Source organism: Klebsiella sp. RCJ4 (assembly GCF_009025755.1).
GTDB lineage: Bacteria > Pseudomonadota > Gammaproteobacteria > Enterobacterales > Enterobacteriaceae > Klebsiella > Klebsiella michiganensis.
Map to the genome: position 1 here is coordinate 30737 of NZ_WCIN01000010.1, position 22378 is coordinate 53114.

General features: G+C 54.6%; 19 protein-coding genes. 11 read left to right on the forward strand and 8 right to left on the reverse strand.

Going from position 1 to position 22378, the window contains the following annotated elements:
* Positions 1-83: 83 nt before the first annotated feature.
* The 10 genes from glmU to F8562_RS03040 all read left to right on the forward strand — a co-directional run bounded on the left by glmU (position 84) and on the right by F8562_RS03040 (position 12677).
* The gene (gene glmU, locus F8562_RS02995) at positions 84-1454 is read left to right on the forward strand and encodes a bifunctional UDP-N-acetylglucosamine diphosphorylase/glucosamine-1-phosphate N-acetyltransferase GlmU (RefSeq protein ID WP_014839862.1); all 1371 of its coding nucleotides are present in this window, start codon (positions 84-86) and stop codon (positions 1452-1454) included.
* A gap of 182 nt (positions 1455-1636) precedes the next feature.
* A complete protein-coding gene (gene glmS, locus F8562_RS03000; protein ID WP_014227346.1) occupies positions 1637-3466 on the forward strand; it encodes a glutamine--fructose-6-phosphate transaminase (isomerizing) in 1830 nt (609 codons plus the stop codon).
* 316 nt (positions 3467-3782) lie between these two features.
* A complete protein-coding gene (gene pstS, locus F8562_RS03005) occupies positions 3783-4823 on the forward strand; it encodes a phosphate ABC transporter substrate-binding protein PstS (protein ID WP_004127017.1) in 1041 nt (346 codons plus the stop codon).
* Positions 4824-5015: 192 nt separating this feature from the next.
* Positions 5016-5975 carry a phosphate ABC transporter permease PstC gene (pstC, locus tag F8562_RS03010; RefSeq protein WP_004107261.1) on the forward strand — a complete coding sequence of 320 codons (960 nt, stop codon included), beginning with the start codon at positions 5016-5018 and terminating at the stop codon, positions 5973-5975.
* Positions 5975-6865, forward strand: coding sequence for a phosphate ABC transporter permease PstA (pstA, locus tag F8562_RS03015; protein ID WP_004855748.1), 891 nt, complete (start codon positions 5975-5977; stop codon positions 6863-6865). The genes pstC and pstA overlap by 1 nt, the downstream gene beginning before the upstream one ends.
* Before the next feature lie 47 nt (positions 6866-6912).
* Positions 6913-7686 carry a phosphate ABC transporter ATP-binding protein PstB gene (gene pstB, locus F8562_RS03020; RefSeq protein WP_004855746.1) on the forward strand — a complete coding sequence of 258 codons (774 nt, stop codon included), beginning with the start codon at positions 6913-6915 and terminating at the stop codon, positions 7684-7686.
* 49 nt (positions 7687-7735) lie between these two features.
* Positions 7736-8461 carry a phosphate signaling complex protein PhoU gene (phoU, locus tag F8562_RS03025; protein WP_004107251.1) on the forward strand — a complete coding sequence of 242 codons (726 nt, stop codon included), beginning with the start codon at positions 7736-7738 and terminating at the stop codon, positions 8459-8461.
* A gap of 584 nt (positions 8462-9045) precedes the next feature.
* The gene (locus tag F8562_RS03030; RefSeq protein ID WP_014839861.1) at positions 9046-10692 is read left to right on the forward strand and encodes a carbohydrate porin; all 1647 of its coding nucleotides are present in this window, start codon (positions 9046-9048) and stop codon (positions 10690-10692) included.
* Between the two features lie 41 nt (positions 10693-10733).
* Positions 10734-11900, forward strand: a complete 1167-nt coding sequence (locus F8562_RS03035; protein WP_014839860.1) for an alpha/beta hydrolase-fold protein — start codon at positions 10734-10736, stop codon at positions 11898-11900.
* A 54-nt stretch (positions 11901-11954) separates the two neighbouring features.
* Positions 11955-12677 (forward strand): glucosamine-6-phosphate deaminase, encoded by a 723-nt coding sequence (locus F8562_RS03040; RefSeq protein ID WP_014227343.1) that lies wholly within the window; start codon positions 11955-11957, stop codon positions 12675-12677.
* 55 nt (positions 12678-12732) lie between these two features.
* Here the strand turns inward: F8562_RS03040 and yieH are convergent, their stop codons facing one another.
* Positions 12733-13398, reverse strand: coding sequence for a 6-phosphogluconate phosphatase (yieH, locus tag F8562_RS03045; RefSeq protein WP_014227342.1), 666 nt, complete (start codon positions 13396-13398; stop codon positions 12733-12735).
* Positions 13399-13565: 167 nt separating this feature from the next.
* Here yieH and adeP point away from each other — a divergent pair, with 167 nt between their 5' ends.
* On the forward strand, positions 13566-14903 hold the full coding sequence (gene adeP, locus F8562_RS03055; RefSeq protein WP_014839859.1) for an adenine permease AdeP: 1338 nt from the start codon (positions 13566-13568) through the stop codon (positions 14901-14903).
* A gap of 48 nt (positions 14904-14951) precedes the next feature.
* Here adeP and F8562_RS03060 read toward each other — a convergent pair whose 3' ends face one another.
* From F8562_RS03060 to yidC, 7 genes are all read right to left on the reverse strand, one after another.
* Positions 14952-15518, reverse strand: coding sequence for an NADPH-dependent FMN reductase (locus F8562_RS03060; protein ID WP_014839858.1), 567 nt, complete (start codon positions 15516-15518; stop codon positions 14952-14954).
* 37 nt (positions 15519-15555) lie between these two features.
* On the reverse strand, positions 15556-16293 hold the full coding sequence (locus F8562_RS03065) for a 4'-phosphopantetheinyl transferase family protein (protein ID WP_014227339.1): 738 nt from the start codon (positions 16291-16293) through the stop codon (positions 15556-15558).
* A 146-nt stretch (positions 16294-16439) separates the two neighbouring features.
* Positions 16440-17399, reverse strand: coding sequence for an HTH-type transcriptional regulator YidZ (gene yidZ, locus F8562_RS03070; protein WP_014839857.1), 960 nt, complete (start codon positions 17397-17399; stop codon positions 16440-16442).
* Positions 17368-18552, reverse strand: coding sequence for an MFS transporter (locus F8562_RS03075; protein ID WP_014839856.1), 1185 nt, complete (start codon positions 18550-18552; stop codon positions 17368-17370). Before F8562_RS03075 ends, yidZ begins: the two co-directional genes overlap by 32 nt.
* A 179-nt stretch (positions 18553-18731) precedes the next feature.
* Positions 18732-19139, reverse strand: a complete 408-nt coding sequence (locus tag F8562_RS03080) for a GNAT family N-acetyltransferase (protein ID WP_014227336.1) — start codon at positions 19137-19139, stop codon at positions 18732-18734.
* 132 nt (positions 19140-19271) lie between these two features.
* Positions 19272-20636: a tRNA uridine-5-carboxymethylaminomethyl(34) synthesis GTPase MnmE gene (mnmE, locus tag F8562_RS03085; RefSeq protein WP_014839855.1), complete on the reverse strand. Its 1365-nt coding sequence runs from the start codon at positions 20634-20636 to the stop codon at positions 19272-19274.
* A gap of 93 nt (positions 20637-20729) precedes the next feature.
* Positions 20730-22376: a membrane protein insertase YidC gene (gene yidC, locus F8562_RS03090; RefSeq protein ID WP_004855708.1), complete on the reverse strand. Its 1647-nt coding sequence runs from the start codon at positions 22374-22376 to the stop codon at positions 20730-20732.
* Positions 22377-22378 lie beyond the last annotated feature (2 nt).

The window sequence follows — 22378 nt, forward strand, 5'->3', positions numbered from 1 at the left end:
CGTCTCGTTTCATGATGAAAAATATGTAGATATTTCAACGTGAAAGGCTTTTACTTTTCGTTCCAACAGCAGTCAGGATGCGTATGTCAAACAGTCCGATGAGCGTGGTTATTCTTGCCGCTGGCAAAGGTACCCGCATGTATTCCGATCTTCCTAAGGTGTTGCATTCGCTGGCCGGGAAGCCAATGGTGCAGCATGTTATTGATACAGCTAAAGAATTAGGCGCTTCCGCCGTACATCTGGTGTACGGACACGGCGGCGATCTGCTTCGCCAGACGCTGCACGAAGACAACCTCAACTGGGTCCTGCAGGCCGAACAGCTAGGTACCGGCCACGCCATGCAGCAGGCGGCGCCGTTCTTCAGCGATGATGAAGATATCCTGATGCTGTACGGCGACGTGCCGCTCATTTCCGTCGAAACATTGAAGCGTCTGCGGGAAGCGAAACCGCAGGGCGGCATCGGTCTGTTGACGGTGAAGCTTGACGATCCGACCGGCTACGGCCGCATTACGCGCGATAACGGAGCGGTGACGGGCATTGTCGAGCATAAAGACGCCAGCGACGAGCAGCGCCGGATTCAGGAAATTAATACCGGGATTCTGGTCGCCAATGGCGCGGATCTTAAACGCTGGCTGGCTAAGCTCACCAACAACAACGTTCAGGGTGAATACTACATCACCGATATTATCGCCATGGCCTATGAAGAAGGTCGTGAAATTGCCGCTGTTCATCCTCAGCGTCTAAGCGAAGTGGAAGGCGTGAATAACCGCCTGCAGCTCTCTCGTCTTGAGCGCGTCTGGCAGTCTGAAAAGGCTGAAGAACTGCTGCTCGCGGGCGTTATGCTGCGCGATCCGGCGCGTTTTGATCTGCGCGGCGTGCTGAAACACGGGCGCGATGTCGAAATTGATACTAACGTTATCTTCGAAGGTGACGTGGTGCTGGGGGATCGGGTAAAGATTGGCACCGGCTGCGTCATCAAGAACAGCATCATTGGTGATGATTGCGAGATCAGCCCCTATACCGTGGTAGAGGATGCTCATCTGGCAGCCGCCTGTACCATTGGGCCGTTCGCGCGGCTGCGCCCAGGCGCTGAGCTTCTCGAAGGCGCGCACGTCGGCAACTTTGTTGAAATTAAAAAGGCGCGTCTGGGTAAAGGCACGAAAGCCGGGCATCTCTCCTATCTCGGAGACGCCGAGATAGGCGATAACGTGAATATCGGCGCGGGCACCATCACCTGTAACTATGATGGTGCAAATAAGCATAAAACAGTGATCGGTGATGACGTGTTTGTTGGCTCAGACAGCCAGCTGGTCGCTCCGGTGACCGTCGGCAAGGGGGTCACCATTGCCGCAGGAACAACGGTAACGCGTAACGTTGCCGATAATGAATTAGTGTTAAGCCGCGTGCCGCAGGTTCATAAACAGGGCTGGCAGCGCCCGGTGAAGAAAAAGTAACGCTATTTCTCTTTCGCCCTTTTCGGGGGAAAGAGCGGGGTGAGGGGATAAAATAATCCTCCCCCCACGGCAGTACCCATAAAAATAACCCCACTCTCTACAAGGCTCGGGGCGCCCGAAAATACGGGTAAACAGGTTGACCGACAACGTATGGCATACAGCCAAAATCGGAATTAAAAACTATGTGTGGAATTGTTGGCGCAGTCGCGCAGCGTGATATTGCTGAAATCCTTCTCGAAGGTTTACGTCGTCTGGAATACCGCGGTTATGACTCCGCCGGTCTGGCCGTCGTCGATAACGAAGGTCATATGAACCGCGTTCGCCGTCTCGGGAAAGTACAGATGCTGGCCCAGGCGCTGGAAGAACATCCGTTGCACGGCGGTACCGGGATTGCCCATACCCGCTGGGCGACGCACGGCGAACCGTCTGAAGGTAACGCGCATCCGCATGTTTCTGACCATATTGTGGTGGTGCATAACGGGATTATCGAAAACCATGAGCCGCTGCGCGAGCTGTTGCAGTCGAGGGGCTACGTTTTCGCCTCCGAGACTGACACGGAGGTTATTGCGCACCTGGTTCACTGGGAGCTGGAACAGGGCGGTACTCTGCGTGATGCGGTTCTGCGGACTATCCCGCAGCTGCGCGGCGCTTATGGCACCGTGATCATGGATTCCCGCGATCCGGGTACGCTGCTGGCCGCTCGTTCAGGAAGCCCGCTGGTGATTGGCCTGGGGATGGGGGAAAACTTCATTGCCTCCGATCAGCTGGCGCTGCTGCCGGTTACCCGCCGCTTTATCTTCCTCGAAGAGGGCGATATTGCGGAAGTCACCCGCCGTTCCGTGACTCTCTTTGACAAATCCGGCGCCGAAGTGCAGCGCCCGGATATTGAATCCAGTCTGCAGTACGACGCGGGCGATAAAGGTATCTATCGTCACTATATGCAGAAAGAGATCTACGAGCAGCCGAACGCCATCAAAAATACCCTCTCCGGGCGCATTAGCCACGGCGAGGTTGATTTAAGCGAGCTGGGCCCGCAGGCTAACGAGCTGCTGTCTAAGGTCGAGCATATTCAGATCATCGCCTGCGGCACCTCCTACAACTCAGGTATGGTGTCCCGCTACTGGTTTGAGTCGCTGGCAGGGGTGCCGTGCGATGTTGAAATCGCCTCCGAGTTCCGCTATCGCAAATCGGCCGTGCGTCGCAACAGCCTGATGATCACCCTCTCTCAATCCGGCGAGACGGCGGACACCCTCGCCGGCCTGCGCCTGTCGAAAGAGCTGGGCTATCTGGGGTCGCTGGCGATTTGTAACGTGCCTGGATCATCCCTGGTGCGTGAGTCCGATCTGGCGATGATGACCAACGCCGGGACGGAAATCGGCGTCGCCTCGACTAAAGCCTTCACGACGCAGCTGACCGTTCTGCTAATGCTGGTGGCGAAACTGGCGCGACTCAAAGGCCAGGATGCGTCGATTGAACATGATATCGTGCATGGCCTGCAGGCGCTGCCGAGCCGCATTGAGCAGGTGCTTTCGCAGGACAAGCGTATTGAGGCGCTGGCTGAGAACTTCTCTGACAAACACCACGCTCTATTCCTTGGCCGCGGCGATCAGTATCCCATTGCCCTGGAAGGGGCACTGAAGCTGAAAGAGATCTCCTATATTCATGCGGAAGCCTATGCTGCCGGCGAGCTGAAGCATGGTCCGCTGGCGCTGATTGACGCTGAAATGCCGGTGGTGGTGGTCGCGCCGAACAACGAACTGCTGGAAAAATTGAAATCCAACATTGAAGAGGTTCGCGCTCGCGGCGGCCAGCTGTACGTTTTTGCTGACGGCGATGCGGGTTTCACCGGCAGCGACAATATGCACATCATTGAGATGCCGCATGTTGAAGAGGCGATCGCGCCAATTTTCTATACCGTACCGCTGCAGCTGCTGGCGTATCACGTCGCGCTGATCAAAGGGACTGACGTTGACCAGCCGCGTAACCTGGCGAAATCCGTTACCGTGGAATAACGATTTTACAGCGTTGAAAGGGCTGCCGTCCGGCGGCCCTTTTTATTTGCGGTGAACGGCGAGATCCCACCCGCTTTATGACAGCCTGTCATTTTTGAGACGCTTTTTCGCTGTCATAAAAATAAAATTTTCCGCTAATCTTTCTATCATTAACCATAGTAACAATATGATTTGTATTGTTTTTATTTAACGTAAATTCCCGTCTTTTTGCTTGTCATAAAACTGTAATAATTCGTACATTTTACTGTCACCTGTTTGTCCTATTTTGCTCACCATAGCTTCGAAACAATGGTTTACGAATCCAGCAGGAGACATTATGAACGTTATGCGTACCACCGTCGCAACAGTTGTCGCCGCGACCTTATCGATGAGCGCTTTCTCTGTTTTTGCAGCAGCAAGCCTGACTGGCGCAGGTGCAACTTTCCCCGCGCCGGTGTATGCCAAATGGGCAGATACCTATAACAAGGAAACGGGTAATAAAGTCAATTACCAGGGTATCGGCTCCTCTGGCGGCGTAAAACAAATTACGGCCAACACCGTAGACTTCGGTGCTTCTGATGCCCCTCTTGCTGATGACAAGCTGGCTCAGGAAGGTCTGTTCCAGTTCCCGACCGTTATCGGCGGCGTAGTGCTGGCAATTAACCTGCCTGGCGTGAAATCCGGTGAGCTGGTGCTTGACGGTAAAACGCTGGGTGATATCTACCTGGGCAAAATCAAAAAATGGGATGACGCGGCGATTGCTAAGCTCAACCCGGGCATGAAGCTGCCTTCTCAGAACATCGCGGTGGTTCGTCGTGCCGATGGTTCCGGTACTTCCTTCGTTTTCACCAGCTATCTGGCGAAGGTGAACGAAGAGTGGAAATCTAAAATCGGCGCGGGCTCAACCGTTAACTGGCCGACCGGTCTGGGCGGTAAAGGCAACGACGGCATCGCCGCGTTCGTTCAGCGTCTGCCGGGCTCTATCGGCTACGTAGAATATGCCTATGCAAAACAGAACAACCTCGCTTACACCAAACTGCTGTCCGCCGATGGCAAGCCGGTGAGCCCGACTGAAGATAACTTCGCTAACGCGGCGAAAGAAATCGACTGGAGCAAATCCTTTGCACAGGATCTGACGAATCAGAAAGGCGACAACGCATGGCCGATCACTTCAACCACCTTCATTCTGGTTCACAAGGCTTCCAACAAGCCAGAGCAGACCGCCGAAGTGCTGAAGTTCTTCGACTGGGCGTATAAAAACGGCGGTAAAGAAGCCAACGCGCTGGATTATGCCACCCTGCCGGAAAGCGTGGTTGAGCAAGTTCGCGCGGCATGGAAGACCAACGTAAAGGACAGCAGCGGTAAAGCGCTGTACTAATACCCGTCAGCCTTCGAGCTACAGGTGCGTTGGCAGCGCTTGTTCACCCCGGTCACATAGCCCATCTATGTTCCCGGGGATCCACAAGCCAGCTGCCTGCCTGCAGCTCGAATTATTTAGGGTATGGCATTACCTTTGCCAGAAAGATCAGTAAACTACGATTTTTTCTGGCCCGAAACTGAAGAGTAACTTATGGCTGCAACCAAGCCGGCATTTAACCCTCCGGGGAAAAAGGGTGACATAATTTTCAGCGTGCTGGTAAAACTGGCGGCGCTGATTGTGCTATTGATGCTTGGCGGCATCATCGTCTCCCTTATCATCTCGTCCTGGCCAAGCATTGAGAAATTTGGCTTTGCCTTTCTGTGGACCAAAGAGTGGGATGCACCGAACCAGATTTTCGGCGCCCTGGTACCCATTTACGGGACGCTGGTCACCTCATTTATCGCGCTGCTGATCGCCGTACCGGTGAGCTTCGGTATCGCGCTGTTCCTGACGGAACTGTCACCCGCCTGGCTGAAGCGTCCGCTGGGTATCGCTATTGAGCTGCTGGCCGCGATCCCCAGTATCGTTTACGGCATGTGGGGCCTGTTTATTTTCGCCCCGCTGTTTGCGACCTATTTTCAGGAGCCGGTTGGCAACGTTCTGTCGACCATTCCGTTCGTTGGCGCGCTCTTTGCGGGCCCGGCATTTGGTATCGGTATTCTGGCGGCGGGCGTGATTCTGGCCATCATGATCATTCCTTACATCGCGGCCGTTATGCGTGACGTCTTTGAACAGACGCCGGTGATGATGAAAGAGTCCGCCTACGGTATCGGCTGCACAACGTGGGAAGTTATCTGGCGTATCGTTCTGCCTTTCACCAAAAACGGCGTGATCGGCGGGGTAATGCTCGGTCTGGGGCGCGCGCTGGGGGAAACCATGGCGGTGACCTTTATTATCGGCAACACCTACCAGCTTGATAGCGCTTCGTTATATATGCCGGGCAACAGCATCACCTCCGCGCTGGCGAATGAGTTTGCCGAAGCGGAAACCGGACTGCACGTTGCCGCATTGATGGAGCTGGGCCTGATTCTGTTCGTTATCACCTTTATTGTTCTGGCCGCATCGAAGTTTATGATCATGCGCCTGGCTAAGAATGAGGGGGCTCGCTAATGGCGACGATTGAATTACAAACCACCGCGGAGCTGGCGGAATCCCGTCGCAAAATGCAGGCAAAACGCCGCATGAAAAACCGTCTCGCCCTGACGCTATCGATGGCGACCATGGCGTTTGGTCTGTTCTGGCTGATCTGGATCCTGATGTCCACCGTCACCCGCGGCATCGACGGCATGAGCCTGGCGCTGTTTACTGAAATGACGCCGCCGCCAAATACGGCGGGCGGTGGTCTGGCAAACGCCCTGGCGGGCAGCGGATTGCTGATCCTCTGGTCGACGGTTATCGGTACCCCGCTGGGGATTCTGGCGGGGATTTATCTGGCGGAATATGGCCGTAAATCCTTGCTGGCCGAAGTGATTCGTTTTATTAACGATATCCTGCTTTCCGCGCCGTCGATTGTCGTCGGTCTGTTTGTTTACACCATCGTCGTTGCGCAGATGCAGCACTTTTCCGGCTGGGCGGGCGTGATTGCGCTGGCGCTGCTGCAGGTACCTATCGTTATTCGTACCACTGAAAACATGCTGAAGCTGGTTCCGGACAGCCTGCGTGAGGCGGCATATGCGTTGGGTACGCCGAAGTGGCGCATGATCTCTGCGATCACCCTGAAAGCATCGGTATCGGGCATTATGACCGGTATTCTGCTGGCCATCGCCCGTATCGCCGGGGAAACGGCGCCGCTGCTGTTTACCGCGCTCTCCAACCAGTTCTGGAGCACCGACATGATGCAGCCGATTGCGAACCTGCCGGTGACGATTTTCAAATTTGCCATGAGTCCCTTTGCGGAGTGGCAGCAACTGGCATGGGCCGGGGTCTTGATTATCACCCTGTGCGTATTGCTGCTGAACATTCTGGCGCGCGTTGTTTTCGCGAAGAATAAACACGGTTAATTTTTGCGGCGCGGCGAAACGCGGCGCCGAATGAGGAAAAGAACGAGATGAGTATGGTGAATGCGACCCCGGGTAAACTTTCAGTTCGTAACCTGAATTTCTACTACGGAAAATTCCATGCCCTGAAAAACATCAACCTGGATATTACCAAAAACCAGGTTACGGCGTTTATCGGACCGTCAGGCTGCGGTAAATCCACGCTGCTGCGTACGTTCAACAAAATGTTTGAGCTGTACCCGGAGCAGCGTGCGGAAGGCGAAATTCTGCTCGATGGCGATAATATTCTGACCAACACCCAGGATATCGCCCTGCTGCGCGCCAAAGTGGGGATGGTGTTCCAGAAGCCGACGCCGTTCCCGATGTCGATTTATGACAACATCGCCTTTGGCGTGCGCCTGTTTGAGAAGCTTTCCCGCACGGATATGGATGAGCGCGTGCAGTGGGCATTGACCAAAGCCGCATTGTGGAATGAAACCAAAGATAAACTGCATCAGAGCGGATATTCTCTCTCCGGTGGCCAGCAGCAGCGTCTGTGCATCGCGCGCGGTATCGCTATTCGTCCGGAAGTTCTGCTGCTGGATGAGCCCTGCTCGGCGCTGGACCCGATCTCTACCGGGCGTATTGAAGAGCTGATCACTGAACTGAAACAGGATTACACCGTCGTTATCGTGACCCACAACATGCAGCAGGCCGCGCGTTGCTCCGACCATACGGCATTTATGTATCTTGGCGAGCTGATTGAATTCAGCAACACGGACGATCTGTTTACCAAGCCCGCTAAGAAGCAAACTGAAGATTATATTACTGGCCGCTACGGTTGATTGCCCTTCTGCTACCAGGCTCTAACCTATTGGGCAATCAGGAGATACTATGGATAACCTAAATCTTAACAAACATATTTCCGGCCAGTTCAATGCTGAACTGGAGTACATCCGCACCCAGGTCATGACCATGGGTGGGCTGGTGGAGCAGCAGCTTTCTGATGCGATCACCGCGATGCATAACCAGGACAGCGAACTGGCAAAGCGCGTTATTGACGGCGACAAGCAGGTCAATATGATGGAAGTGGCGATCGATGAGGCCTGCGTGCGCATCATCGCCAAGCGTCAGCCGACCGCCAGCGACCTGCGTCTGGTGATGGCGATTATTAAAACCATCGCCGAGCTGGAACGCATCGGCGACGTCGCGGATAAAATCTGCCGCACCGCGCTGGAAAAATTCTCCCAGCAGCATCAGCCGCTGCTGGTGAGCCTGGAATCGCTGGGGCGCCACACCGTGCAGATGCTGCATGATGTGCTGGACGCCTTTGCGCGTATGGACCTTGATGAAGCGGTGCGTATTTATCGCGAAGATAAGAAAGTCGACCAGGAATATGAAGGCATCGTGCGCCAGCTGATGACCTATATGATGGAAGATTCGCGCACCATTCCAAGCGTCCTGACCGCCCTGTTCTGCGCCCGCTCGATTGAGCGTATCGGCGACCGTTGTCAGAACATCTGCGAATATATTTTCTACTTCGTTAAAGGTCAGGATTTCCGTCACGTTGGCGGCGACGAGCTGGATAAACTGCTGGCCGGGAAAGATCCTAAAGAGTAATAAATCACAGAGACTAATTCTGATAAAGGATTTATCAGAATTAGTTATGATTAATCTTACTCCTGTTTTTAATTAACAAAATTGGTGCGATTGTCGTCACAAATAATAATTTCATCAATTGTGGTTTGATTTTAATAGCGTAACAATGCGGTACATTAATCGAGTGACTTGTTGCGGCAAGGCTCGAATAAAACTCTGGATTGTTACTGCGCAAGCAGGCAAAACCTGACATCACCGTTAACCTGGTGATGTCAGGTTTTTTTTTTGCCAGATAATCCGCTATCAGCCGATGAAAGGGATTGTTACCGCAGCGCGGGCAAAACCTGAAGCAAGCCTCTTCTGTTTTCTGCAGGGGGATTGCTTCAGGTTTTTTTTGATTTAATGCAAGGCTGTTTGTGGGTAAACCAGGATGGTATTAACCGAATAAATAATAGTGCTGGTTTTAATAACGTTCTTTTTTCCTTAAGGGGAAGCACCTTTTCGGTAACAAGCTTTGTTCGATAGAAAAATAAAAATACGCCTTCGCGTTAGTTGACATTTTATCGCGATATTCAGTTGCACCTGTTTTTATATAAAGGGAACTTATGTTTAAAAAAAATCTGATTACCTCGGCCATACTTATTATGGCGCCGCTCGCTTATACAACCCATGCTATGGCGGAATCGCTAACCGTTGAACAGCGTCTTGAGCTTCTGGAGAAGGCGCTTAAAGATACGCAGAGCGAACTAAAAAAATATCAAGATGAAGAGAAGGCCAGAAATCGACTCTGGATTGCCAGTACGCAGCCTGGCGCACCTGAGCAGAGTGCGTCCGCGCAGGTTGTCAGCGCGCCCGCACCGGCCGGCGGCGCTGCAAAACCGGCGGCGGTTCTGGTGAAAAACGAACAGCCCGCGGCTAACGGTGAGTCCATTTATAGCTCGATGACAATGAAGGATTTCAGCAAGTTTGTGAAGGATGAAATTGGCTTCAGCTATAACGGCTATTACCGTTCCGGCTGGGGGACCGCATCCCATGGTTCACCTAAGTCCTGGGCGATTGGCTCGCTGGGTCGCTTTGGTAATGAATATTCGGGCTGGTTTGATTTACAACTTAAGCAGCGGGTCTATCAGGAAGGCAATAAGCGGGTTGATGCGATCGTGATGCTTGACGGCAACGTCGGGCAGCAGTATTCCTCCGGCTGGTTTGGCGATAACGCTGGCGGCGAGAACTATATGCAGTTCTCTGATATGTACGTCAACACCAAAGGTTTCCTGCCATTCGCGCCGGAAGCGGATTTCTGGGTGGGTAAGCACGGTGCGCCGAAAATTGAAATCCAGATGCTGGACTGGAAAACGCAAAGAACCGATGCCGCAGCCGGCGTTGGTCTTGAAAACTGGAAAGTGGGCGCGGGTAAATTTGATATCGCGCTGGTGCGCGAGGATGTTGATGACTACAACCGTACATTGACCAAAAGCCAGCAAATTAACACCAATACTATTGATATTCGTTATAAAGAGATCCCGCTTTGGGATAAGGCGTCATTGATGGTCAGCGGCCGGTATGTCGCGGCAAATCAGAGCTCATCCGAGAAATATAATGAAGGTAATAATGGATATTATGAATGGAAAGATACCTGGATGGCGGGGACGTCGTTAACGCAGAAATTTGATAACGGCGGATTTAACGAATTTTCCTTCCTGCTGGCAAATAACTCCATCGCCAGCAGCTTCTCGCGCTACGCGGGATCCAGCCCGTATACCACATTCAACGGCAGATACTATGGCGATCATACCAACGGCACCGCCGTTCGCTTGACCTCGCAGGGGGAAACCTATTTGAGTGATGACATCATTATGGCGAACGCCATCGTTTACTCCTTTGGTAATGATGTCTACAGCTACGAGACCGGCGCGCACTCCGATTTTGAGTCTCTTCGCGCCGTCGTGCGCCCGGCCTGGATCTGGGATAAATATAATCAGACCGGCGTTGAATTGGGCTATTTCAAGCAGCAGAACAAAGATAGTACCGGCAAGAAATATAACGAATCCGGCTACAAAACTACCCTGTTCCATACCTTTAAAGTGAATACCAGTATGCTGACCTCCCGCCCGGAAATTCGTTTCTATGCGACTTATATTAAAGCGAAGGATATCGACCTGGATAAGGCGGCTAACAGCAATACCAGCAGCATTTTTGAAGATGGTAAGAACGATCAGTTTGCCGTTGGCGCTCAGGCTGAAATCTGGTGGTAAGGCTGGCAACGGTCAGGACAAAATTCTAAAGAGGATTAACGATGAAACGACATGCTATTTACTTCGCTCTGGCGCTGGCGGGCGCGGCGTTTACCGCTCATGCCGCGCCGTTTCCGGCCACGCCGAGCGCGGCGATCCCGGTCAGCCAGTATATTACCCAGGTTAACGCCGATAAGAGTATCACCTTCCGCCTGTTTGCCCCGGATGCAAAACGGGTGTCCGTGGTAACGGGGGCAACGCCGGATACCTTTGTCTCGCATGATATGAGTAAAGATGAGCAGGGGGTCTGGACATGGAAAAGCGATGCGCTGGCTCCCAATCTCTACGAATACTATTTTGATGTCGACGGATTCCGTTCCGTCGATACCGGTAGCCGCTATCAGAAGCCACAGCGTCAGGTGAATACCAGCCTGATCCTGGTCCCCGGCAGCATTCTTGACGATCGCGCGGTCGCTCACGGCGAGCTACGAACCCTGACCTATCATTCAAAGGCGCTGAACGCTGAGCGTCGCGTCTACGTGTGGACGCCGCCAGGCTATACCGGTACCGGCGAACCGCTGCCGGTGCTCTATTTCTATCACGGTTTTGGCGACAGCGGACTGTCGGCCATCGACCAGGGCCGTATTCCGCAAATCATGGATAACCTGCTGGCGGAAGGCAAAATCAAGCCCATGCTGGTGGTGGTGCCGGATACCGAAACCGATATTCCTGACGCGGTTGCGGAAAACTTCCCGCCGCAGGAGCGGCGTAAAACCTTCTATCCGCTGAATGCGAAAGCGGCTGATAAAGAGCTGATGAACGATATTATTCCGCTGATTGATGCGCGCTTTAACGTGCGTAAAGACGCGGACGGCCGGGCGCTTGCCGGGCTGTCGCAGGGCGGTTATCAGGCGCTGGTCTCCGGAATGAACCATCTGGAGAGCTTCGGCTGGCTGGCGACGTTCAGCGGCGTAACGACAACCACGGTACCGGATGCCGGCGTCGAGGCGCAGCTACACAACCCACAGACGATCAACAAGCAGCTGCGTAACTTTACCGTCGTCGTGGGCGAGAAAGACGTGGTTACCGGCAAGGATATCGCCGGGCTGAAAGCGGAGCTGGAGAAGCAGAAAATCAACTTTGATTACCATGAGTATCCGGGCCTGAACCATGAAATGGACGTCTGGCGTCCCGCCTACGCCGAATTTGTACAGAAGTTGTTCAAATAACATGAAGGAGCCAGTTCGCTGGCTCCTTATCTTCAATACCTTGAGGGAGACAATATGAAATTAATCGTGACGGAAGATTATGCCGAGATGAGCCTGGTCGCCAGCCATCACGTTCTGGGCTACATCACCGCGCCGCGCAGGGTGAACCTGGCGGTAACGGCAGGAAGTACGCCGAAGAAAATGTATGAACATCTGACGGACGCGGTTAAAGGTAAATCGTTCTATTCTCAGGTCCATTATTACAACTTTGACGAGATTCCGTTCCGCGGACAGGATCGTGAAGGCGTGACCATTTCTAATCTGCGCAGCCTGTTTTTCACCCCCGCGCAAATCCCTGAAGAGAATATCCACCCGCTCAGCCATGAAAACTTCAGGCATCACGACCAGCGGTTACAGGACGAAGGGGGCCTCGATCTGATAGTGATGGGCCTCGGCGCTGACGGCCATTTTTGCGGTAATTTGCCGAATACCACGCGCTTCCACGATGCGACGGTGGAAGTCCCTATCGTCGGCGATATGGTGGATCTTGTCGCTCACGGCGAGATGGGCGGCGACTTCTCTGCGGTGCCGGATAGCTACGTCACGATGGGGCCAAAAAGCGTCATGGCGGCGAAAAACCTGCTGCTTATCGTCAGCGGCGCGGCAAAAGCGCAGGCGCTAAGGCAGGTGATTGAAGGCGAAGTCAGCGAGCGGGTTCCGGCTTCGGTGTTGAAATTACATCCTTCCCTGGTGATTGTGGCTGATAAAGCGGCAGCTGCGGAATTGAGTCAACCGTAATCCACTTTCAGCGTAGCGCAGGCGGGACGCGCCCTGATAGCGCTACGCTCCAGGTTTATCGCGTTATATTCCAGCCGCGCGCCTGCCATAGCTCAGGTAGCTCTTCCAGGCGGGTAAACGTCGTCACCTTCGGATGTTCGATCGGCTTATTATGCGGATCGGCGCAGAAGTAGAACACTTCCATGCCGGCGGCGATCCCCGACTGCGCGCCTGCGCTGGAGTCGTCGACAAGAATGCAGTTCTCGACGTTAACGTTCATCGCTTTTGCGGCATGCAGCATCAGGGCCGGATCGGGCTTCCAGCGCTGGATATCGTAGCCACTGTACAGACGCTCCGGGAAATGGTGCAGCATTGCGGTTTTACCGAGAGAGTGCTGCATTTTGCTCACCGGGCCGTTGGAGACCACGCACATCGGCACGTTGACCGCGTCCAGCAGCGCCTGTGCGCCAGAAATGACTTCCAGTTCAGTATCAAACAGGCGCGCGACTTCATCGCGGTACACCGGCTCAAGGGTCGCCTTGTCCAGATTAACGCCGTACTCCGCGTTAATGGTGTCGATAATCTCGTACAGCTTGACGCCTTTGAAGCGCTTAAAAATCTCGTCTAAATCCAGCGTAATGCCGAATTCCCTGAACATGTGAACGTAGGCGCGGGAGCAGATCACCTCGCTGTCGACCAGCGTGCCGTCACAGTCGAAAAATACTGCTTCTGGTTGGGTCATGTCGTTTCCATTTTAATAAGTTAACGTTTTCGTCTTGCTGATTAGTGAGACGCAATCGTTGCCGTATAAGCAAAATCGATGAAAAAAAGTATCTCACAACCGCCCTTATTGTCGCATTTTGGTATAGGATAGCGACGAATTTTCCCTCCTTTGTTCGGAAACCGATAATGAGTCAACAACAAACCAGCCAGTCATCTGGCCCGGGTCTGCTGGAGCGCGTGTTCAAACTACGTGAACACGGTACGACGGCACGCACCGAAGCGATTGCAGGTTTCACCACTTTTCTGACAATGGTGTACATCGTTTTTGTTAACCCACAGATCCTCGGCGTGGCGGGTATGGATACCAGCGCCGTGTTCGTCACAACCTGTCTGATCGCCGCGTTCGGCAGCATCATGATGGGCCTGTTCGCTAACCTTCCGGTGGCCCTGGCGCCGGCGATGGGACTGAACGCCTTCTTTGCGTTTGTCGTGGTACAGGCAATGGGCCTGCCGTGGCAGGTCGGGATGGGCGCGATTTTCTGGGGGGCGGTTGGCCTGCTGCTGCTGACGATTTTCCGCGTACGCTACTGGATGATCGCCAATATCCCGGTTAGCCTGCGTATCGGTATCACCAGCGGTATTGGCCTGTTCATCGGTATGATGGGCCTGAAGAACGCCGGCGTGATCGTCGCCAACCCGGAAACCCTGGTGAGCATCGGCAACCTGACGTCCCACAGCGTACTGCTGGGCATTCTTGGCTTCTTTATTATTGCGATTCTGGCTTCCCGCAACATCCACGCCGCGGTGCTGGTTTCTATCGTGGTTACCACGCTGCTGGGCTGGCTGCTGGGCGACGTTCACTACACCGGCATCGTATCCATGCCGCCGAGCGTCACGACGGTCATTGGGCATGTTGACCTGGCAGGCTCGCTGAATCTCGGCCTGGCGGGCGTGATCTTCTCGTTTATGCTGGTGAACCTGTTCGACTCCTCCGGCACCCTGATCGGCGTGACCGATAAAGCCGGTCTGGCCGATGCGCAGGGCAAGTTCCCGCGGATGAAGCAGGCGCTGTTTGTCGATAGCGTCTCGTCCGTTGCGGGCTCCTTTATCGGCACCTCTTCCGTAACCGCCTATATTGAATCTTCCTCGGGCGTTTCCGTAGGCGGACGTACCGGCTTAACCGCCGTGGTCGTTGGTCTCTTGTTCCTGCTGGTGATCTTCCTGTCACCGCTGGCGGGTATGGTCCCGGCCTATGCCGCAGCCGGCGCGCTGATTTACGTTGGCGTCCTGATGACCTCCAGCCTGGCGCGCGTGAAGTGGGATGATTTAACCGAATCAGTGCCGGCGTTTATTACCGCCGTGATGATGCCGTTTAGCTTCTCCATTACGGAAGGTATTGCCTTAGGCTTTATCTCTTACTGCGTAATGAAGATCGGTACCGGTCGACTGCGCGACCTCAGCCCATGCGTGATTGTGGTTTCGCTGCTGTTTGTGCTGAAAATTGTATTTATTGACGCGCATTAATACCCGCGCCGTCACACTCAGCCGTTCTGGCGAGAGTGACGGCGTCTATCAGGCTTTAACCCGCTGAATATATTCGGCAAAAGCGCTAAGCTGTCCGGACAGATGGTCGAGTGTACTCTGATCGACGACTTTCCCCTCCTGCGGATCCACTTTGTTCTGAATCACGCCGCCCATAAATTCGGGCTTATTCATCACCATGGCGTCGAGGAATACCAGAATCTGACGCAGATGATACTGACAGCGCGCACCGCCAATAGCCCCCATTGAACTGGTTTGAATCAGTACCGGCTTACCGGCCAGCGGCTGTTCCGGCAGGCGAGACAGCCAGTCAATGGCGTTTTTCAGACCGCCGGGAACCGAGTAGTTATATTCCGGCGTAACGATAACCACACCATCAGCCTCGCGAATTTGCTGAGCGATATCCTGAACGCTTTGTGGAAATCCCTCTTCCTGCTGGACGTCGGCATCATAGAGAGGAATATCGCCAATGGACGGTAACGCGGAAACCGCCATTCCTGCGGGTGCGATGCCGGGGAGGGTATGCGCGACCATGGCATTAAAAGAGCCTTTGCGCAGACTTCCGAGTAACGTAACAACTTTCAACGTATCAGACATGATTGCTCCTTTGCATCATGATGGCCGGGTTATCCGGTCAGTTGAGGGAGAAGGCTTTTTCTACCGGTAAATGAGTGAAACGCATCAGCCGGGCGGACGGCTCTTTGGCGCGAGCCTGCGCGTCGGGCAGGCTGCGCCAGCCCTCTTTACCATTATATTCCCAGACTTTCAGCTGGCCGATATCCGGACTGGCGGCGATGGACCAGACCAGCACCGTTTCGGCATCGCACACCGCTTCGATTGACTGCGTCCCGCTTGTCCGTAATCGTCCGGAGCCCGGAAGAAGCTGGAGGTTAACGGCGTTTTCACCGGTCAGTTTCATGACGCTTTTGCGGAGTGCGTCAAGCTGAGCGCGCGCTTCATCAGGATCGTGCTGGTTGCTAATCCATACCCGCTCATTACTGTTAAAGACGTAGCGGTCGGCGTCGGGCGAGGCATGTAAACTGCGGGAGGCGTGCGGTAATTCCATATCCAGGCCGCAATCACCTTCGGTGGATAACGCGACGCCGACAATATTCCCGGCATAGGAGATGGAAAAACGCGGGAGATTTTCGTCGCGGAAAGCGGGTTTTCCATTCTCTTCGTCAATAATTTCAGGAAGTTCGCTGATGCCGTACAGCATAAAGAGGAGTTCTGCGAGGAGTGACCGTGATGCGCGATAGCGGCTTTGTCGGTACTCAGGCAGGCGGCTGGCGGATTGATGACAGGCCGCTGACAGGCGTGTTGATAGCGGTTCCCGGGTGTTGAGTATCCCTCTTGCAAAATGCGTTGCCATTCGTCGCTCCGTGATTAATGGTCAATGATAAAAATTGCGAATTATATTATCGCTCAGAATTGCCAGGTTTTAATGCGGAAATCACTCCTTGCGCAATAAATTGCATAAATTTTACAATTTATTGCGCAAGACGGGCTAATCCAACGCTAGAGCGGTTCAACATAGAGCTGCCTGAGCGTTTCTCGCAGCCAGACGATCTTCGGATTGTAGCTGTTGCGCTTATGCCACAGGAGGGTGAAGGGAACGCGTATTTTCTCCAGCTGGGACGGCTCCAGCGGCAACGGGAGTGAAACCAGCGGCAGATGGTGCTGTTGATTGTAACGCTGGCAATAGCGCGGGGCGGTGGCCAACATCGTATGATGAGGCTGGGCCGCCATAAACAGCGACTGCTCAAAACCCGGAACGGTCAACGCCACGGTGCGTTTATGCCCCAGATCGTGCAGAACATCATCCAGCGCCCAGGTATCGCTTTGTTCCCAACAGATATTGATATGCGGATAACGCAGGAAAGTGTCCAGATCCCACTCTTCGTTCAGCGCGGGATGATCGGCGCGCAGCCATACCTGCGGGAGATCGGTAAACAGGATTTCAAAATCGATATACCAGGGCAGCAGGCTGAGCTGTTCACGGGAGCGAGGATGGGTTTCCCGGCCGCAAAAACCGATGTCGACTTCACCGCGAATAATCGCATCCAGCGAATCATAATCCCAGTTACGCAGGCGGATCAGCGCCTGCGGATAGCGCTGGTAGATCCGCTGCGAAAGCGTATTCAGCAGGATCATCAGCAGCGGCGACTCTGCCGCCAGCTCAAACTTTAACCCGCTCGGCATGGTGTGATGAGGTTTATCGAGGATCTGATTACCCATCTGCATCCAGTCCGCCAGATCCTGCTCCATACTGCTCATCAGCGGCGTGGGTGACAGTCCCAGAGGCGTTTTGACAAACAGCGGATCGTCAAACCAGGCGCGCAGTTTAGCCAGCGATTTACTCACCGCCGACGGCGAAACGTTCATCCGCTTCGCCGTGCGGGTGACGCTGAGCTCCTGGGTTAAGAGCTGCAGGCACAGCAGCAGGTTAAGATCGAGACTCGACAGGGGTTTCTTCATAGCGTTGCGCGGCCCGCGCCGGAGAGGTGACCATAATCAGAACAATGCTCACTATGCTACAGGCAATAAGTATCCCGATCAGCATATTCATCGCGCTGAGTCCGATGATAGCCGCCAGCCAAATCCACAGTGAAGAGCCGCAGACCTGAGCAATTCCCAAAACAGAACTCGCCACGCCGGCGCGCAGGGTGAATGGCCCAAGGGCCTGACTCATTGCTACGCCAAAGCCGGCGGAGAACCCGGCGCAAATCAACCCCAGACCCAGTATCGTCATCGTCTGGCTGGTGGAGAGGCTCAGCAGCACGCCGGCGATAAAGAACAGCACCTGCGAGGTCAGCATCAGGGTGCGGGGCTTAAATAGCGTCAAAGCGAACGGCGTTGAGAACGACACCACCATGCTAACAAGCGCCATTAGCGCCATCGCCATGGAATAGGTGCCGCGATCGAAGCCCATCACTTCCATCATGAGCACCGGGGAGACGTTAACGTAAGTCAGGATAGCCGTCACGCTCAGGGTGGTTATGATTATTCGGCTGAGAAAAAAGCGGTTAAGCAGCGACTCGGGGACATTATTTTGCTGCATCGCCGCATGTGGCGCGGCTGTGGGGCGCGTTTCCCGCAAGATAAAGACCGAGAGCAGTCCCACCAGAACGCCCATGCCTGTCATGGTATAGAACAGGCTCTGCCACGGGTATTTCAGCATAATCAGGTGGCCGAGTACCGGCGCCAGAACCGGAATAATGCAGGTGATACCGTTAAGGAGGGAAAGTACCTTCGCCCGGCGGCGATCGTCGAGGGTATCGCGCAGCACCGCAAAGGCGACGACGTAGCAGCTGCCCGCGCCAATCCCCTGAATAAAACGCCCAATCAGGAAGTGGGCGCTGACCTGCGCCTGCGAGCAGAGAAGGGAGGCCAGTATGAAGACCACGGCACCGAAAATCGCCACCGGCTTGCGCCCTGATTTATCGGCGATACGACCCGCAAACAGCATCGCCGCGGCCATTCCCGCCAGATAAACCGAAAAGGCGATATGCAGCTGCGCTTCACTGGCCCCCAGATCCTGCGCAATGCGCGGCAGACCGACCAGATACATATCGATGCCGGATGGATAAAGCAGAACCAGCGCAAAACTGCAGATAAGAAAGCGTGCCATAGAACCCCTCGCATAAGAATGCCGTACAGAATAGTGGGGTTCGTGCGGGAGTACGAGTTGCCATTTGGACAACAACGATTTCCCGGGAGGAAAAACGGTTGGAAGATGTGCGGATATAATTTAATTATTTGTTTTTATATCGCTTTTTGATATTTCCAATCAAGCGATCGCGTCCCGCATTATTTCCAGATCTTGGCCATACCTTCACTTTCTGGCCTGACGCTGGAAAACCCAAATTTGGCGTACAGTTCGGGAACATCCGCCACCAGCGAGACGTATGCCCCTTTAACCGCGTTTTCATCCAGCCAGGAGACGATTTTCTGCATGATCTGGCGACCGAGACCTTTTCCCTGATGGGCCGGGTCCACGGCGACGTCAACGATTTCAAAGTTCAGCGCGCCGTCGCCGACGATGCGCCCCATACCAACGGGCACGCCCGCATAGAGGATATGCACGCCGTAGCAGCTACGCGGCAGACCCGCGCGGGCGCCTTCCAGCGGGCGCGGCGACATACCTGATATGACGCGCAGGCGACAAAAATCTTCCGCCGAAGGGACGGTATCAATAAAGGTGTAATCAGCCATCATTGTCGTATCCGGTAAGTGGGGGTACCGATAAGGGTAATAGACAAAGCGATACGCCGTGAAGACGCTAAAGGAAAAAATTAACCCGCTTTAACAGGACGTTAATGCGGGTTAGTCAATGCTCACATACTGAGCTTATTTACCGATACAGAAACTTGAGAAAATGCGTCCCAGCAGGTCGTCGGAGGTAAACTCGCCGGTGATTTCGCTCAGGCTCTGCTGGGCCAGGCGCAGCTCTTCCGCCAGCAGCTCGCCAGCCCAGGCGCCCAGCAGCTGCGCTTTACCCTGCTGAAGATGCTCTGCGGCGTCGGACAGCGCCTGCAGATGGCGGCGGCGCGCCAGAAAGCCGCCTTCCATATTGGTTTCAAAGCCCATGCTCTGCTTGAGATGATTACGCAGCACGTCTACGCCCTCGCCGGTACGCGCCGAAAGGCGAACAAGTGAGTGGTCATTCACTTCGATCAGCCCCAGCGTTTCGCCGGTGATATCCGCCTTGTTGCGCACCACGGTAATCGGCAGGTTTTTCGGTAGACGGGCGATAAAATCTGGCCAGATATCTGCCGGATCGGTCGCATCGGTGGTGGTACCATCGACCATAAACAGCACGCGATCGGCTTGTTCAATCTCCTGCCAGGCGCGTTCGATGCCGATACGCTCTACCTCATCGTTCGCATCGCGCAGGCCGGCGGTATCAATGATGTGCAGCGGCATACCGTCGATATGGATATGCTCGCGCAGCACGTCGCGGGTGGTACCGGCAATATCGGTGACGATAGCCGCCTCCCGGCCCGCCAGCGCGTTCAGCAGGCTTGATTTCCCGGCGTTCGGCCGCCCGGCAATGACGACCTTCATCCCTTCGCGCAGCAGGCTGCCCTGGCGCGCTTCGGCGCGCACGGCGTCAAGATCGGCGATAACGTCGTTTAGCTGGGCTTCGATTTTGCCATCGGAGAGGAAGTCGATCTCCTCGTCCGGGAAATCAATGGCCGCTTCCACGTAGATGCGCAGGTGCGTCAGCGCTTCCACAAGATGGTTTACGCGAGTGGAGAATGCGCCCTGCAGCGAATTCAGCGCAGAACGCGCCGCCTGCTCGGAGCTGGCGTCGATCAGGTCGGCAATGGCTTCTGCCTGTGCCAGGTCGAGCTTGTCGTTTAAAAACGCGCGCTCGGAGAACTCGCCGGGCCTGGCGATGCGCACGCCCGGCAGCGTCAGAATGCGTTTCAGAAGCAGGTCGAGGATAACGGGGCCGCCGTGGCCCTGAAGCTCCAGCACGTCTTCGCCGGTAAAGGAGTTCGGGCCGGGGAACCACAGCGCAATCCCCTGATCCAGCGCGCTGCCGTCGCTGTCTTTAAACGGCAGGTAGTCGGCATAGCGCGGCTTCGGCAGCTTGCCCAGCACCGCCTGCGCAACGTCGCGCGCCTTCAGGCCAGAGATGCGCAGAATGCCCACACCACCGCGTCCCGGTGGGGTTGCCTGGGCGACGATAGTGTCGTTATGGCTCATGGTGACTCTCTATGTAGATGTAAAAAAGGCGGTCTAATGACCGCCTTCTCTGGCATTAACGTTACCGTAAATACTCAAAATAATTCAAGAGTATCAGGATTTTTTCTTCTCGCGGCTATGCAGGCCACGTTTCTCCAGACCACGGTAAATCAGCTGCTGCTGAATAATGGTGACCAGGTTGCTGACGATATAGTAAACCACCAGACCGGACGGGAACCACAGGAAGAACACCGTGAAGATGACCGGCATAAAGGTCATGATCTTCTGCTGCATCGGGTCGGTCACGGTGGTCGGAGACATCTTCTGGATGAAGAACATCGTCGCGCCCATGATGATCGGCAGGATGTAGTACGGGTCTTGCGCAGACAGGTCGTGGATCCACAGGATAAACGGCGCATGACGCAGTTCAACCGAGGCGCTCAGCATGTAGTACAGCGCAAGGAAGATTGGCATCTGGATAATCAGCGGGAAGCAGCCACCCAGCGGGTTAACCTTCTCAGCTTTATACAGGGCCATCATTTCCTGGCTTTGACGCTGCTTGTCGTCGCCCAGACGCTCGCGCATTGCCTGAATCTTCGGCTGCAGCATACGCATCTTCGCCATGGAGGTGTACTGCGCTTTAGTCAGCGGGTACATGATGCCACGAACGATAAAGGTGATGACGATGATGGAGAAGCCCCAGTTGCCCAGGAAGCTATGGATCCATTTCAGCAGTTTGAACAGCGGCTGAGAGATAAACCACAGCCAGCCGTAGTCGACGGTCAGGTCAAGATGCGGCGCAACGGCGGCCATTTTGTCCTGAATAGCCGGGCCGACCCACAGGGTGCTTTCCAGCTTATCGGTTTGACCCGGCTGCACCAGAACCGGCTGAGATTTGTAGCCGATTGCCACAATACCGTTGCCGAGATTCGCGGTGTAGAAGTTGTTAGTACCGGTGTTCTGCGGAACCCATGCGGTAGTAAAGTACTGCTGCAGCATGGCAACCCAGCCGTTTTTGGTGCTGACGTTCAGGTTTTCGTTATCGACGATAGTATCGAATTTGTATTTTTCGTACTTCGTTTCAGACGTTGAGTACGCCGCGCCACGGAAGGTGTGCATTGTCGTCAGACCGCCGGTCTGCGTGTCGCGATGCGTCGGCAGGTTGGCGGTTTGCTTCAGCTGGCCAAAGGTCGACAGTTCCAGCGGTTTTTCGCTGGCGTTCTGCACGCTATAGCCGACGTTCACCGCATATTCACCGCGCTTCAGGGTGAAAGTTTTGGTGAATACGTTGCCTGCTTTATCGGTGTACGTCAGAGGAATGACGATTTCGTTCTGGCCATCAGCCATCACAAACGCATCTTTATCGACGTTATACAACGGACGCGGTCCGTTAGCCGGGTTGTCCGGGCCATCACGACCGGTCAGGCCGCTCTGCGCCTGATAGGTAAACTGCGGCGTGGTTTCCAGAAGCTGGAACGGCTCAGTTGACTTCAGCTCTTTCGGATAATCCAGAAGCAGCGCTTGCTCAACATCACCACCGCGGGTGTTGATGGTCAGGTCAAGCACATCGGTTTTTACCGTAATCAGTTTCCCCTGGCCACTGGCCGGTACGCCCTGGTCGGCGGCGCTACCCGTTGCTGTGGTCGTTGTCTGCGTGGTCTGCTGCTGGGGTTGAGGATTGTTATCCTGCTCCCAGGCTTGCCAGATCATGAAAGACACGAACAACAAAGCGATGATAAGAAGATTGCGTTGCGAATCCATCG

Coding starts and splice junctions, on each gene's coding strand:
- glmU (WP_014839862.1), top strand. CDS start 84: ATGTCAAACAGTCCGATGAGCGTGGTTATTCTTGCCGCTGGCAAAGGT.
- glmS (WP_014227346.1), top strand. CDS start 1,637: ATGTGTGGAATTGTTGGCGCAGTCGCGCAGCGTGATATTGCTGAAATC.
- pstS (WP_004127017.1), top strand. CDS start 3,783: ATGAACGTTATGCGTACCACCGTCGCAACAGTTGTCGCCGCGACCTTA.
- pstC (WP_004107261.1), top strand. CDS start 5,016: ATGGCTGCAACCAAGCCGGCATTTAACCCTCCGGGGAAAAAGGGTGAC.
- pstA (WP_004855748.1), top strand. CDS start 5,975: ATGGCGACGATTGAATTACAAACCACCGCGGAGCTGGCGGAATCCCGT.
- pstB (WP_004855746.1), top strand. CDS start 6,913: ATGAGTATGGTGAATGCGACCCCGGGTAAACTTTCAGTTCGTAACCTG.
- phoU (WP_004107251.1), top strand. CDS start 7,736: ATGGATAACCTAAATCTTAACAAACATATTTCCGGCCAGTTCAATGCT.
- F8562_RS03030 (WP_014839861.1), top strand. CDS start 9,046: ATGTTTAAAAAAAATCTGATTACCTCGGCCATACTTATTATGGCGCCG.
- F8562_RS03035 (WP_014839860.1), top strand. CDS start 10,734: ATGAAACGACATGCTATTTACTTCGCTCTGGCGCTGGCGGGCGCGGCG.
- F8562_RS03040 (WP_014227343.1), top strand. CDS start 11,955: ATGAAATTAATCGTGACGGAAGATTATGCCGAGATGAGCCTGGTCGCC.
- yieH (WP_014227342.1), bottom strand. CDS start 13,398: ATGACCCAACCAGAAGCAGTATTTTTCGACTGTGACGGCACGCTGGTC.
- adeP (WP_014839859.1), top strand. CDS start 13,566: ATGAGTCAACAACAAACCAGCCAGTCATCTGGCCCGGGTCTGCTGGAG.
- F8562_RS03060 (WP_014839858.1), bottom strand. CDS start 15,518: ATGTCTGATACGTTGAAAGTTGTTACGTTACTCGGAAGTCTGCGCAAA.
- F8562_RS03065 (WP_014227339.1), bottom strand. CDS start 16,293: ATGGCAACGCATTTTGCAAGAGGGATACTCAACACCCGGGAACCGCTA.
- yidZ (WP_014839857.1), bottom strand. CDS start 17,399: ATGAAGAAACCCCTGTCGAGTCTCGATCTTAACCTGCTGCTGTGCCTG.
- F8562_RS03075 (WP_014839856.1), bottom strand. CDS start 18,552: ATGGCACGCTTTCTTATCTGCAGTTTTGCGCTGGTTCTGCTTTATCCA.
- F8562_RS03080 (WP_014227336.1), bottom strand. CDS start 19,139: ATGATGGCTGATTACACCTTTATTGATACCGTCCCTTCGGCGGAAGAT.
- mnmE (WP_014839855.1), bottom strand. CDS start 20,636: ATGAGCCATAACGACACTATCGTCGCCCAGGCAACCCCACCGGGACGC.
- yidC (WP_004855708.1), bottom strand. CDS start 22,376: ATGGATTCGCAACGCAATCTTCTTATCATCGCTTTGTTGTTCGTGTCT.